This window comes from Nonomuraea cavernae (assembly GCF_040655715.1).
Taxonomy (GTDB): Bacteria; Actinomycetota; Actinomycetes; order Streptosporangiales; family Streptosporangiaceae; genus Nonomuraea; species Nonomuraea cavernae_A.
The window spans coordinates 85,503-98,651 of record NZ_JBFAKL010000021.1; the positions used below are offsets into that span (position 1 = coordinate 85,503).

A 13,149-nucleotide genomic window follows, 5' to 3' on the forward strand; every position below is an offset into this window, starting at 1 on the left:
TGAACGGGTGGGACGAGGGCGGGCGCGGGCGCCCTAGAGATGCTTGTACACCTCGTCCAGCCCGATGCCCTTCGCGAGCATGAGCACCTGCACGTGATAGAGGAGCTGCGAGATCTCCTCGGCGGCCCGGTCACTCGACTCGTGCTCGGCGGCCATCCAGCTCTCGGCGGCCTCCTCGACGACCTTCTTGCCGATGGCATGGACGCCGGCGTCGAGCGCGGCGACGGTGCCCGAGCCCGCGGGCCGGGTCTGCGCCTTCTCTGACAGCTCGGCGAACAGCTCTTCGAAGGTCTTCATGATCTCTCTCGTCGGTCGGCTGGCGTGCATGACAAGCCTAGTCTGCGCGCGCGGGTCGGATGGCCCGGCGTCCGCCACGCGAGACGCAGGGAGCCGGGGCGGCGATGTTGACCATTCCCCCGCACTCCCTTATCGTTCACACGGTTAAATCATTTCATTAGGTCATTGGCGCCGAATATGGAGACTTAGTGTCGACGGAAAGCCTCTTTCCGCATTCGCTCCGCACGCTCCTCAGACCGGATACTCTCCGGAATCCCGCCCCCGTCTATTCCGCCTGGCGCGAGACCGACCCCTTCTTCTGGTTCGACGAACTCCGCACGTGGGTGCTGACCCGCCACGCCGACTGCGCCGAGGTCCTCAAGCGGCTGGACCTGTTCTCCTCCGACTGGCGGCGGGTCGGCGAGCGGATGCCCGACGAGCTGATCATGTTGCAGTCCGTCGATCCGCCCGACCACCCGCCCGTGCGGCGACTGCTCGCGGCCGCCTACCGGGCCCAGGACCACTCCGCGCTGGCCGAGCGCACCGCCGCGCGCGTACGACGCCACCTGGCCGGGCTGAACGGGGCCGAGGTGGAGTTCGTGCACGAGGTGGCCATCCCGCTCACCGTGGAGACGATCTGCGACCTGCTGGGCGTGGATCCGCCCGATCTCGACTGGCTCAACTCCGTCTCCCCGCCGGTCGTCGACACCATGGACGCCGGGCTGCGCCCCGAAGTGATGCCCGCGGGGATCGCCGCGCGGGCGGAAATCGACGCGGTCATCGAACAATGGATGACCGACCACCGCCCGGACGGCATGTTCGCATTTGTCGCCGAAAAACTGCGCAGCGTGGACGTCGACCGACGGCTCCTGCTGAATTCGCTGCGCTCGACTTTCCACGCGGGTTTCGAATCGTCGGCCCGGCTACTCGCCCTCTCCTTGCTCGCGTTCATCGATAATCCTGGCACTCTCCACGATTTCCCGAAAAATCCGGATTCCGGGGTGGAAGAGCTGATCCGCTACACCAGCCAGGTCCAGGTGCTCGCCCGCGCCTGCCTGACGGACACCGAGATCGGCGGCCGCAAGGTGCGCGCGGGAGAGGGCGTGACCCTGATCATCGGGGCCGCCAACCGCGACCCGGCCGCCTTCGCCGACCCCGACGCCCTGCGGCTGGACCGCACCCCCAACCCGCACCTGGGCTTCGGTCGCGGCCTGCACGCCTGCCTCGGCGCCGGTGTCGCCTCGACGCAGACCCGGGTGCTCTTCACCGAACTCGCCCGCGCCGGTCACACCGTCCGCCCGCACGCCGATCCGGTGATGTGGGACAGCGGAACCCTGCGCGGCGTGCGAATCCTGCCGGTCACGTTCGCCTAGGAGGTGGTCCCATGCGCTACGTCTACTGACCGATAGTCGCCGTGGCCGGCCAGGCCACGGCGAACGGCGCCTCCCCCCGAGGAGCTCGATGACCCATCCGACGGGTGCCCGGGGCCGCTATCGCGACGCCCTGGCCGTGCCCGAGTTCCGGACCCTCTTCCTCTCACACGTGCTCTGCATGCTGGGCACGATGGTGACCCAGTTCGCCCTGACCGTGCTGGTCTACCGCCAGAGCGGCTCTCCCTTGCTGGCCGCCCTGGTGTTCACCGTGGCGTTCGTCCCCTACCTGTTCGGCGGGGTGCTGCTGTCCGCACTGGTCGACCGGGTGGCGATCCGCCGGCTGCTGGTGGGCTGCAACCTGCTGACCGCCGCCCTCGCCGCCGCCATGACCCTGCCCGGGCTGCCGGTGGCCGTCGTGCTGGCCCTGGCCCTCGGCATGGGGCTGGTGGCCCCGGTCTTCGCGGGGGCGCGGGCCGCGATGCTGCCGCGCGTCCTCGACGGCGACGTCTACATCGCCGCCCGCAGCCTGTTCCGGCTGGTCGCGCAGGGCGCGCAGGTGAGCGGCTTCGCCCTCGGCGGGCTGCTGCTCATCGCGTTGACGCCGCGCGCGGCCCTGATGCTCAACACCGGCGCCTTCCTGCTGTCGGCGGCGCTGCTCGCCGCCGGGCTCACGGCCCGCCCGGCGGTCTCCGCCGGGACGCGGTCCCTGGTGAGCGACTCGCTGACCGGCCTGGGCCGGATCTTCCGGCAGGCACGGCTGCGCCGCGTCCTCGTGTTCGGCTGGGCCGTGCCCGCCCTCGGGGTGGCGCCCGAGGCGCTGGCCGCGCCGTACGCCGACCTGGCCGGGTTCGGCACGGCCGGGCTGGGACTGCTCATGTCGGCGCTGCCGGTCGGCACGGTCCTGGGCGAACTGCTGTGCCTGTGGATTCCCTCCCCCGCCCGCAGGCTGCGGCTCATCACGCCGCTGGCACTGCTGGTGTTCCTGCCGCAGCTGCTGTTCGGGCTGCGGCCGGGCCTGCCGCTGGCGATCACGCTGCTCGTCCTGTCGGGCCTGGGGCTCGCCCACCACCTCGGCCTGGACCAGCTCCTCATGGACGCCGCCCCCGAGGAGCTGCTCGGCCGGGCGCTGAGCATCCAGACGGCCGGCCTGATGTTCTGGCAGGGCGTCGGATTCGCCGTGGCCGGCGCCGCCGCCCAGTTCGCCTCGCCCTCGCTCGTCATCACGGTGACCGCCGCGCTGGGCCTCCTCCTGGTGCCGCTCCTGCGCCTGGGCCGCGATGACCCCGGAAACGGCGACGCCCGCCGTACCGCTCCCTAGGGAGAGGTACGGCGGGCGTCGGCAGAGGTCGCCAGGCGGTCAGCGGCCGTAGCGGCGCTCACCCTGACCGGAACGGTAGCCACCGTTGCCACGACCCTCGGTGCGGGAGCCGCCGGACCGGTAGCCGTCACGGGAACGGTCGTCGGGCCGGTTGCCCCGCTCGCGGTCGGCCGAGAACGGGCGGCCACGGTCACCGGCGGCGCGGGGGGCGCGGTCGTCCGAGCGGAAAGCCCCACGGGAGCCGCCGTCGTCGGGCCGGAACCCACGCGGGCCACGGTCGTCGGGGCGGGTGTCACGCGGACCGCGGTCGTCGGACCGGTAGCCACCACGCGAACCGTCGTCGGAGCGGAAGCCGCCGCCGCGCGGGCCGTCGTCGGAGCGGGGGCCACCGCTACGGGGGCCGCGGTCGTCGGAGCGGTAGCCGCCACGGGGGCGGTCGTCGCCACCGGAGCGGCGGTCGCCGAAGGTGCGCGGCTCGGCGGCGTCGGTGTGACGACGGGGGTAGCGGTCCTCGCCGTCGTGGCGGCGGGGACGCCGGTCGTCGCCCGAGCCGGCGACCGGGCGGTCGCCGTCCTCGTGGCGGCGCGGGCGCCGGTCGCCGTCGAAGTCACGGCGCGGGCGGCGGCCGCGACGCTCGGCGCCGTTGTGGCCGCCCTCGCGGCGCGGGCGCAGCGGCTTGCGGACGTCGGGCTCCCAGACGGGGACGGCCTCGCCGCTCGGCGAGCGGGCGCCCGCCATCTCGGCGAGCCTGGGGTGGCCCGGGGTGGCCTTGAGTCGGAACGGCTGGATGCCGGCGCGCCGGGTGAGCTGGTCGGTCGAGCGGCGCTCGTTGGGCAGCACCAGCGTGACGACGGTGCCCTTCTCGCCGGCGCGGGCCGTGCGGCCACCGCGGTGCAGGTAGCTCTTGTGGTCCTGCGGCGGGTCGACGTGCAGCACCAGGCTGATGTTGTCGACGTGGATGCCGCGGGCGGCGACATCGGTGCAGACGAGCACGTTGACGGAGCCCTCGCGGAACTCGGCCAGGATGCGGGTGCGCTGGTTCTGGCGCTTGCCGCCGTGCAGGCCGCCCGACTTGACGCCGACCCTGGCGAGCTGCTTGCACAGGCGGTCGACGCCGTGCTGGGTGCGGACGAACATGATCGTCCGGCCCTCGCGGTTGGCGATCTCGGCGGTGATGTCGAACTTGTCGTCGCGCGTCACCTGGAGCACGTGGTGCTCCATGGTGTCGACCGGGGAGGTCGCGGGGGCGACGGAGTGCGTGATCGGGTCCTTGAGGAAACGGCGCACGAGCTTGTCGACGTCGCCGTCGAGGGTGGCCGAGAACAGCAGCCGCTGCCCGTCGGCCGGCGTCTGCGCGAGCAGCTCGGTCACGACGGGGAAGAAGCCGAGGTCACACATGTGGTCGGCCTCGTCGATGACGCTGACCTCGATGTCGGACAGCGAGCACTCACCCTGGCGGATGAGGTCGCCGAGCCGGCCCGGCGTGGCGATGACGACGTCGACGCCGCGGCGCAGCGCCTCGATCTGCTTGCCCATGGACATGCCGCCCACGATGACCTTCATGCGCAGGCCCAGGCCGCGGCCGAGCGGCTCAAGGGCGTCGTGCACCTGCAAGGCGAGCTCGCGGGTGGGGACGAGGATCATGGCGCGGGGACGGCCGGGGGCCGGCCGTGTTCCGGCGATGCGGGTCATGGTCGGCAGGCCGAAGGCGAGCGTCTTGCCGGAGCCGGTCTGGCCGCGGCCGAGCACGTCGGCGCCGGCCAGCACGTCGGGGATGGTCGCGCTCTGGATGGGGAACGGGCTGGCGATGCCCTGCTTGGCCAGCCCGGTGATGAGCGGCCTGGGCAGACCCAGCAGCTCGAACTCGGACGGGCCCTGCTCGGGGGTGAGCTCGGGCAGGACAGCATCAAGCATGGTCACGAAAGTCGTGCCTTTCAGTCGAAGTGGCGCGTCACTTCTGCGAAAGGACGTGCCAGGACGTACGGCAGTGCCGTACTGCGTTACGTTCGCGGGAATTCGGACCCGCTGGGTGGGGACTGGCCCGAAATCGACGGGCCGTCTACGCGCACCCCATTGCCGGCCGCAGGCGGCGATAACGCACATTGGTGCGCTAGGTGCACGTGGTGCCAACGCGGGGAAAACACCATGTATTCCCCGGCTAGTCCGATTATCGGACTTTAGCACGCTGACACGGCCGACGCCGAGGCGTCAGCCGTTCAGCAAAAGATCAGACGTTGAATCCTAGCATACGTAGCTGCTCGCGACCCTCATCAGTGATCTTGTCCGGCCCCCACGGGGGCAGCCAGACCCAGTTGATCTTAACATCGGAGACCATGCCGTCGAGCGCCGAGTGGGCCTGGTCCTCGATCACGTCGGTCAGCGGGCAGGCGGCGCTGGTCAGCGTCATGTCAATAGTCGCCACCGGCTGGCCGCCGTCGGACGGGTCGAGGTTGAGGCCGTAGATCAGCCCCAGGTCGACCACGTTGATCCCCAGCTCGGGGTCGACGACATCCCTGAGCGCCTCCATGACCTCGTCGAGGCTGACGTCTCCATCGACCCCGGTCGGCGTCTCCACCGGCTTGCTCATGACACTCTCCTCACAGCGCAGCACTCCTCACAACAGCGTCCTTGTACGCCATCCAGGACAGCAGGGCGCACTTCACTCGCGCCGGGAACTTCGCCACGCCCGCGAAGGCCACCGCGTCGCCCAGCACGTCCTCGTCGGCCTCGACCTGCCCCCTGCCCTGCATGAGGCGAGTGAACTCGGCGACGACCGACAGTGTCTCCTCGACCGTCGAGCCGGTGGTCAGCTCGTGCAGCACCGAGGCGGCCGCCTGGCTGATCGAGCAACCCTGGCCATCGTAGGAGACGTCCTCGATCCGCCCGGCCGTGCCCACCTTGACCCGGAGCGTGATCTCGTCGCCGCAGGTCGGGTTCACGTGGTGAACCTCGGCGTCGTACGGCTCACGCAGCCCCCGGCCCTGGGGGTGCTTGTAGTGCTCCAGGATCAGCTCCTGGTACATCGACTCGCCGATCATGGCTATCCGAACACCTTCTGAACGTGGTGGAGGCCGCGGACCAGGGCGTCGATCTCGCCCGTGGTGTTGTACAGATAGAACGACGCCCGGGTGGTCGCCGGTATTCCGAACCTGAGATGCAGCGGGCGGGCGCAGTGGTGGCCGACGCGCACCGCGATGCCGAACTCGTCGTCGAGGATCTGGCCGACGTCGTGGGGGTGGATCCCCTCCAGCGTGAACGCCAGGGTGCCGCCGCGCCGCTCAAGGGAGTCAGGCCCGATCAGCCGGAGCCTGGGCACCTCACGCAGCGCCTCCAGCGCGTACGCCGTCAGCGAGCGCTCGTGGGCCTCCACCGCCTCCATGCCGATCGCCTGAAGGTAGTCGACGGCCGCGCCGAGACCGATGGCCTCGACGATCGGCGGGGTGCCGGCCTCGAACTTGTGCGGGATCGGCGCGTAGGTCGAGTGGTCCATCCAGACCGCCTCGATCATCTCGCCGCCGCCCAGGAACGGGGGCATCGCGTCGAGCAGCTCGGCCCGTCCCCAGAGCACGCCGATGCCCGAGGGACCGAGCATCTTGTGCCCCGTGAAGGCCACGAAGTCGACGCCCAGCTCGGCGACGTTCACCGGGTGGTGGGGCACCGACTGGGACGCGTCGAGCATCATCAGCGCGCCCACCTCGCGGACCCGTGCCAGCACGGAGGCGACGGGGTTGACGGTGCCGAGCACGTTGGACTGGTGGGCGATCGACACGATCTTGGTTCGCTCGGTGATCAGCTCCGGCATGCCGGAGAGGTCGAGCCGGCCGTCGTCGGTCACGCCGAACCACTTCAGCGTCGCCCCGGTGCGCTGCGCGAGCAGCTGCCACGGCACGATGTTGGAGTGGTGCTCCATCTCGGAGATGACGATCTCGTCGCCGGGGCCGAGCGTGAAGCGGGGGTCGGTGTCGGCCGTGCCGCGCCAGAGATGCTGCCCGAAGGAGTAGGCGACGAGGTTGAGAGCCTCGGAGGCGTTCTTGGTGAAGATCACCTCGTCGCGCGACGGGGCGCCGACGAACGCGGCCACCTTGTCGCGCGCTCCCTCGTAGGCCTCGGTCGACTCCGCGCCGAGCACGTGCATCGCGCGCCCGACGTTGCTGTAGTGCATCGCCAGATGCTCGCGGATGGTCTCCACGACCGCCGCGGGCTTCTGGGAGGAGTTGCCCGAGTCGAGGTAGACGAGCGGACGCCCGCCGGGCAGCTCGCGGGAGAGGATCGGGAAGTCCTTCCTGATCCTCTCCACGTCCAAGCTGGTGGAAGTCATGCACTCGCCTTCGTGTACTGCTCGTAGCCCTCGGCTTCGAGCTTCTCGGCCAGCTCGGGCCCGCCCTCCTCGACGATCCTGCCGCCGGCGAAGACGTGCACGAACTCCGGCGTCACGTAGCGCAGGATGCGCGTGTAGTGGGTGATGAGCAGCACGCCGGTCTCACCCGAGGCGCGGAAGCGGTTGATGCCCTCGGACACCACGCGCAGCGCGTCGACGTCGAGACCGGAGTCGGTCTCGTCGAGCACCGCGATCTTCGGCTGGAGCAGCTCCAGCTGGAGGATCTCGTGGCGCTTCTTCTCGCCGCCGGAGAAGCCCTCGTTGAGGTTGCGCTGGGCGAAGGCCCCGTCGATGGACAGGGAGTCCATGCCGGCCTTGAGGTCCTTGGCGAACTGGCGCAGCTTGGGCGCCTCGCCGCGGATGGCGGTGACGGCCGAGCGCAGGAAGTTGGACACCGAGACGCCGGGGACCTCGACCGGATACTGCATGGCGAGGAACAGCCCGGCCCGGGCGCGCTCGTCGACGGACAGCGCGAGCAGGTCGACGCCGTCGAGCAGCACCTCGCCGCCGGTGATCGTGTACTTGGGGTGGCCGGCGATGGCGTAGGCGAGCGTGGACTTGCCGGAGCCGTTGGGACCCATGATGGCGTGGGTCTCGCCCGACTTCACGGTGAGGTTGACGCCGCGCAGGATTTCCTTGTCCTCGACGGCGACCTTCAGGTCACGGATCTCTAGGGTGGACATGTGCTTATGACTCCTTCGAGAGCGAGACGAGCACGTCATCGCCGTCGATCTTGACTGTGTAGACGTTCACGGATTTGGTGGCGGGCGGTCCGGTGGGCTTGCCCGAGCGGATATCGAAACACGAGCCGTGCAGCCAGCACTCCAGGGTGCCGTCGTAGACCTCGCCCTCGCTGAGCTTCACCTCGGCGTGGGAGCAGACGTCGTGCAGCGCGTAGACCTCGGCGCCCTTGCGGACCAGCGCGACGGGGGTCTCCCCCACCTCGACGCCGATCACCCCGCCGTCGGGGATGTCGTCGATCTTGCACACCTTGTCGAAACTCATCGCGCGAGCTCAGCCTCCACCGCGCTCATCACGCGCTCGCGGAGCTCGTCGATCTGGATCTTCTCGATGAGCTGACCGAGGAAGCCCCTGATGACCAGGCGCCGGGCCTCGTCGAAGGGGATGCCGCGGGCCTGGAGGTAGAAGATGTGCTCGTCGTCGAGGCGGCCCGACGTCGAGGCGTGCCCCGCGCCGGCCACCTCACCGGTGAGGATCTCCAAGTTGGGCACCGAGTCGGCGCGGGCGCCGTCGGTGAGGATCAGGTTGCGGTTGAGCTCGTAGGTGTCGGTGCCCTCGGCGGCGACCCTGATGATCACATCGCCGATCCAGACGGTGTGGGCGTCCTCGCCCTGCAGCGCACCGCGGTAGTCGACGTTGCTCTTGCAGTTGGGGTGCGAGTGGTCGACGAGCAGGCGGTGCTCCAGGTGCTGGCCCGCGTCGGCGAAGTAGACGCCTGACAGGTCGGCGTCGCCGCCGGGGCCGGTGTAGGAGACGCTGGGCGACAGCCGCACGACGTCTCCGCCGAGCGTCACCGTGAAGCCACGGAACGTCGCGTCCCTGCCCAGCTGGGCGTGGTGGTGGGAGACGTGCACGGCGTCGTGGGCCCAGTCCTGCAGGGTGACGACCTTGAGGGAGGCGCCGTCGCCCACCACGAACTCGATGTTGTCGGCGTAGACCGCGCTGCCCTGGTGCTCGATGACGACCAGCGCCTCGGCGAGCGCCTCGACCTTGACCACGATGTGTCCGTAGGAGGCGCCGTCGACGCCGCCGCCCCGCACCTCGACGCGGATCGGCTCGGCGGGCACCGACTCCTTGGGCACGGTGACGACCAGCGCCTTCTCGAAGGCGTTGTACGCCTGCGCGCTGACCCGGTCGGCCGGCACGTACGCCTGGCCGATCCGCGGGTCCTCACGGCCCACCCACTCGGCGGTTACGCCGGTCGGCGTGTGGACCTGGACCAGCACCTGGCCGGTGACCTCCGCCTTGCCGTCGTGCAGGCCTCTCAGGCGTGAGAGCGGCGTGAAGCGCCACGCCTCCTCGCGCCCGGTCGGGACCTCGAAGTCGTCCAGGTCGTAGGACGCCTTCTCATGCAGGGTCGACAAGGGCTTCTCGTTCAGGCCCATCAGCCGACGGCTCCTTCCATCTGCAGCTCGATCAGGCGGTTGAGCTCAAGGGCGTACTCCATGGGCAGTTCGCGCGCGATCGGCTCCACGAAGCCGCGCACGATCATCGCCATCGCCTCGTCCTCGTCGAGCCCGCGGCTCATGAGGTAGAACAGCTGGTCCTCGCTGACCTTGGAGACCGTGGCCTCGTGGCCCATCCGCACGTCGTCCTCGCGGACGTCGACGTAGGGGTAGGTGTCGGAGCGGCTGATCTGGTCGACCAGGAGCGCGTCGCACTTGACCGTGCTGGCGCTGCCGTGGGCGCCCTCCTCGATCTGCACGAGACCGCGGTAGGAGGTGCGGCCGCCGCCACGGGCCACCGACTTGGAGATGACGGTGGAGCTCGTGTGGGGAGCCAGGTGCACCATCTTGGAGCCGGCGTCCTGGTGCTGGCCCTCGCCGGCGAAGGCGACGCTCAGCGTCTCGCCCTTGGCGTGCTCGCCCATCAGGTAGACGGCCGGGTACTTCATCGTGACCTTGGAGCCGATGTTGCCGTCGATCCACTCCATGGTCGCGCCCTCGTAGGCGACGGCGCGCTTGGTGACCAGGTTGTAGACGTTGTTGGACCAGTTCTGGATGGTCGTGTAACGGCAGCGGGCGTTCTTCTTCACGATGATCTCGACGACCGCGGAGTGCAGCGAGTCGGACGAGTAGATCGGCGCCGTGCAGCCCTCGACGTAGTGGACGTAGCTGTTCTCGTCGACGATGATCAGGGTCCGCTCGAACTGGCCCATGTTCTCGGTGTTGATCCGGAAGTAGGCCTGCAGCGGGATCTCGACCTGGACGTTCGGCGGCACGTAGATGAACGAGCCACCCGACCACACGGAGGTGTTGAGCGCGGCGAACTTGTTGTCGCCGACCGGGATGACCGAGCCGAAGTACTCCTTGAAGAGCTCCTCGTGCTCCTTCAGGCCCGTGTCGGTGTCGACGAAGATGACGCCCTTCTCCTCGAGGTCCTCACGGATCTTGTGGTAGACGACCTCGGACTCGTACTGGGCGGCGACACCGGCGACGAGGCGCTGCTTCTCGGCCTCGGGGATGCCGAGCTTGTCGTAGGTGTTCTTGATGTCGGCGGGCAGCTCCTCCCAGGAAGCGGCCTGCTTCTCGGTCGAGCGCACGAAGTACTTGATGTTGTCGAAGTCGATGGCCGTGAGGTCGGAGCCCCAGGTCGGCAGCGGCTTCCGGTGGAAGAGGCGGAGGCCCTTCAGGCGAAGGTCGAGCATCCACTCCGGCTCGTTCTTCAGCGCGGAGATGTCGCGGACGACTTCCTCGGACAGGCCACGCTTGGCCGTCGCCCCGGCGACATCCGAGTCGGCCCAGCCGAACTTGTAATTTCCGAGGCCTTCCAGCTCCGGGCGGTCGGTGACAGTCACCTTCCGGTCTCCTTGCTCTTGTCTCTATATGCGGAATGACCCAGCGTTTGCGGGCTCACATGTGTCGTGCAGACCCCGTCGCCGTGGGCGATGGTGGCCAGGCGCTGCACCGGCGTGCCGAGCAGCTGCGCGAACGCCTCCGTCTCGGCCTCACACAGCTGCGGGAACTCCGCCGCCGCGTGCGCCACCGGGCAGTGATGCTGGCAGAGCTGGTCGCCGCCGGACTTGGCCTTGCTGGCCGAGGCGGCGTACCCCTCCGCCGACAGCGCCTGCGCCAGCACTTGCACGCGCTGGTCGGCCGGCACCGTCCGCATGACCGGCTCCAGCCGCCTCAGCAGGCCGGAGACCTGCGAGCGGGCGAAGTCGGTCACGGCTTCGTGTCCCATGCGGTCGGCCAGGAAACGCAGCGCGCTCCCGGCCAGGTCGTCGTAGGCGTGCTCGAAGGCACTGCGGCCCGCGTCGGTGATGGCGAACAGCTTGGCCGGCCGCCCCCGCCCACGCTGGCCACGCGGTCGTACGGCGCGAGGCTCGATCATCCCGTCGGCCAGCAACGCGTCGAGGTGGCGGCGGACGGCGGCGGGCGTGAGCCCGAGCCGCTCGCCCAGCGCGGCGGCCGCGACGGGTCCGTGCTCCAGAATGAGCCGGGCGACGCGTGCGCGGGTGCCGCGCTCGCTGCCAGGCTCAAGGGTGGGCACGTAGCTCATCGGTCGCTCACCACTCCTCGTTCGCTCGGCGGGAGGCCCGGCGGCCCCCTGCTTCGCGCACCGCGTCGGACTCGCTCCCGTTTTTCACAACATCAGTGTGCCGTAATTCCTTCCCCGTTCACAAACGGATCCACGTAACTCAGTCAATGCAATTTCTCACTCAGGTAAGGCTTACCTAACAGAATGGCGGCCGAGCACGATGAACAGCAGGACGGACAGGGCGAGCAGGCCGAGCATGACCGCGGCCATCGGCACCGCCGAGCCCGATCCGGCGAGGCCGACCAGCGGGGCGGCGAACGCTCCCAGCGCGAACTGCAGGACGCCGAGCAACGCCGAGGCGCTGCCCGCGACCTGGGGCGGCTGGCCGGCCAGCGCCAGCGCGCCGGTGCCCGGCATCACCAGCCCCTGACCGCACATGATCACGAAGAGACCGGCCACGACGCCCGGCAGCCCGATCCCGGTGACCGCGGCGGTCAGCAGCAGGGCGCCGCCCACCAGGGAGACCAGCAGGCCGGCGAGGACCAGGCGCTCCGGCGCGAACCGGCCCGCGAGCCGCCCGCCGACCTGGGCCAGGATCGTCAGGCCGAGCGCGTTCAGCCCGAAGATGAGCGAGAACTGCTGCGGCGTGGCCCCGTACACCTCCTGCAGGACGAACGGCGAGCCGGAGATGTAGGCGAACATCGCGGCGAACGCCAGGCCCGCGGTGAGCGCGTTGCCCATGAACGGCCGGTCGTGCAGCAGACGCCAGAAGGTGCGCGCGGTGTGCCGCAGGCCGCCGCCCTCCCGCCTGTCGGCGGGCAGGGTCTCGCGCACGCCGGGGATCACGGCCAGCAGCAGCGCCAGCCCGGTCAGGCTGAGCGCGACGAACACCCCGCGCCAGGAGGTGAAGGCCAGCAGCTGGGCGCCCGCGATCGGGGCGAGGATGGGGGCCAGCCCGCTGACGAGCATGAGCGTGGCGAAGATGCGGGCGATGGCGGCGCCCTCGTACAGGTCGCGGACCACGGCCCGGACGATCACCAGAGCCGTGCCGCCGAGGATGCCCTGGAGCAGCCGGAAGGCGATCAGCATCGGCACCGACGGCGCGAACGCGCACAGCAGGGAGGCGATCGCGAAGCCGGCCACGCCGACGATCAGCGGCACCCTGCGCCCGCGTACGTCGCTCACCGGCCCGGCGATCACCTGGCCGACCGAGACTCCGATGAGGCAGGCGGTCAGGGTGAGCTGCACCTGCGCGGGGACGCTGAGCATCTCGGCGGTGATGGCGGGCAGGGCGGGCAGGTACATGTCGATCGAGAGCGGCCCGATGGCCGAAAGGGCGCCCAGGATGAACAGCAGCAGACCGCGGCGGCCTCTTCTACCCTCGACGGTGGCCGGCGCGGCTTCTGCCACGGACATGCGTGAACCCCTCTCCCTCGTGGGTTGTGGCCCACGAGGGCCGAGGGGTCAAACCGGAATTCGGTCCTCCTAATTCCCAATTATCTGACTTTTCATTCGATTTCGTGAAGGCCGGGGTTGCGGTCCGCCTGCCGGACCGACACGACACGCTCCGTCGGGGCTCTGGA

13 protein-coding genes are annotated in these 13,149 nt (G+C 69.9%); 2 read left to right on the forward strand and 11 right to left on the reverse strand.

Annotated elements, in window-relative coordinates; translation table 11 throughout:
* Positions 1-33 precede the first annotated feature (33 nt).
* Entirely contained in the window at positions 34-297 is a 264-nt protein-coding gene (locus AB0I38_RS27665; protein ID WP_189126889.1) for a phosphoribosyl-ATP diphosphatase, read from the reverse strand.
* Between the two features lie 188 nt (positions 298-485).
* Between AB0I38_RS27665 and AB0I38_RS27670 the strand changes: the two genes are divergently transcribed.
* Together AB0I38_RS27670 and AB0I38_RS27675 are read left to right on the forward strand one after the other, a co-directional pair.
* The gene (locus tag AB0I38_RS27670; RefSeq protein WP_358478851.1) at positions 486-1,649 is read left to right on the forward strand and encodes a cytochrome P450; all 1,164 of its coding nucleotides are present in this window, start codon (positions 486-488) and stop codon (positions 1,647-1,649) included.
* An 88-nt stretch (positions 1,650-1,737) separates the two neighbouring features.
* Positions 1,738-2,967: an MFS transporter gene (locus AB0I38_RS27675; protein WP_358478864.1), complete on the forward strand. Its 1,230-nt coding sequence runs from the start codon at positions 1,738-1,740 to the stop codon at positions 2,965-2,967.
* Between the two features lie 39 nt (positions 2,968-3,006).
* Here AB0I38_RS27675 and AB0I38_RS27680 read toward each other — a convergent pair whose 3' ends face one another.
* The 10 genes from AB0I38_RS27680 to AB0I38_RS27725 all read right to left on the reverse strand — a co-directional run bounded on the left by AB0I38_RS27680 (position 3,007) and on the right by AB0I38_RS27725 (position 12,982).
* Positions 3,007-4,881, reverse strand: a complete 1,875-nt coding sequence (locus AB0I38_RS27680) for a DEAD/DEAH box helicase (protein ID WP_358478874.1) — start codon at positions 4,879-4,881, stop codon at positions 3,007-3,009.
* Positions 4,882-5,194: 313 nt separating this feature from the next.
* A complete protein-coding gene (locus AB0I38_RS27685; protein ID WP_358478881.1) occupies positions 5,195-5,554 on the reverse strand; it encodes a metal-sulfur cluster assembly factor in 360 nt (119 codons plus the stop codon).
* Between the two features lie 10 nt (positions 5,555-5,564).
* Positions 5,565-6,005: a Fe-S cluster assembly sulfur transfer protein SufU gene (gene sufU, locus AB0I38_RS27690; RefSeq protein WP_358478891.1), complete on the reverse strand. Its 441-nt coding sequence runs from the start codon at positions 6,003-6,005 to the stop codon at positions 5,565-5,567.
* 2 nt (positions 6,006-6,007) lie between these two features.
* Positions 6,008-7,285 carry a cysteine desulfurase gene (locus AB0I38_RS27695; protein ID WP_358478899.1) on the reverse strand — a complete coding sequence of 426 codons (1,278 nt, stop codon included), beginning with the start codon at positions 7,283-7,285 and terminating at the stop codon, positions 6,008-6,010.
* Positions 7,282-8,028 carry a Fe-S cluster assembly ATPase SufC gene (gene sufC, locus AB0I38_RS27700; protein WP_358478904.1) on the reverse strand — a complete coding sequence of 249 codons (747 nt, stop codon included), beginning with the start codon at positions 8,026-8,028 and terminating at the stop codon, positions 7,282-7,284. The genes AB0I38_RS27695 and sufC overlap by 4 nt, the downstream gene beginning before the upstream one ends.
* 4 nt (positions 8,029-8,032) lie before the next feature.
* Positions 8,033-8,350, reverse strand: a complete 318-nt coding sequence (locus tag AB0I38_RS27705) for a Rieske (2Fe-2S) protein (protein ID WP_358478906.1) — start codon at positions 8,348-8,350, stop codon at positions 8,033-8,035.
* Positions 8,347-9,471, reverse strand: coding sequence for a Fe-S cluster assembly protein SufD (gene sufD, locus AB0I38_RS27710; RefSeq protein ID WP_358478910.1), 1,125 nt, complete (start codon positions 9,469-9,471; stop codon positions 8,347-8,349). The genes AB0I38_RS27705 and sufD overlap by 4 nt, the downstream gene beginning before the upstream one ends.
* Positions 9,471-10,883 carry a Fe-S cluster assembly protein SufB gene (sufB, locus tag AB0I38_RS27715; RefSeq protein ID WP_358478916.1) on the reverse strand — a complete coding sequence of 471 codons (1,413 nt, stop codon included), beginning with the start codon at positions 10,881-10,883 and terminating at the stop codon, positions 9,471-9,473. Before sufB ends, sufD begins: the two co-directional genes overlap by 1 nt.
* Positions 10,880-11,587 (reverse strand): helix-turn-helix transcriptional regulator, encoded by a 708-nt coding sequence (locus AB0I38_RS27720; RefSeq protein ID WP_358478925.1) that lies wholly within the window; start codon positions 11,585-11,587, stop codon positions 10,880-10,882. Before AB0I38_RS27720 ends, sufB begins: the two co-directional genes overlap by 4 nt.
* Positions 11,588-11,758: 171 nt before the next feature.
* Complete coding sequence (locus tag AB0I38_RS27725; protein ID WP_358478933.1) at positions 11,759-12,982, reverse strand: multidrug effflux MFS transporter; 1,224 nt, start codon at positions 12,980-12,982, stop codon at positions 11,759-11,761.
* Between the last annotated feature and the right edge of the window lie 167 nt (positions 12,983-13,149).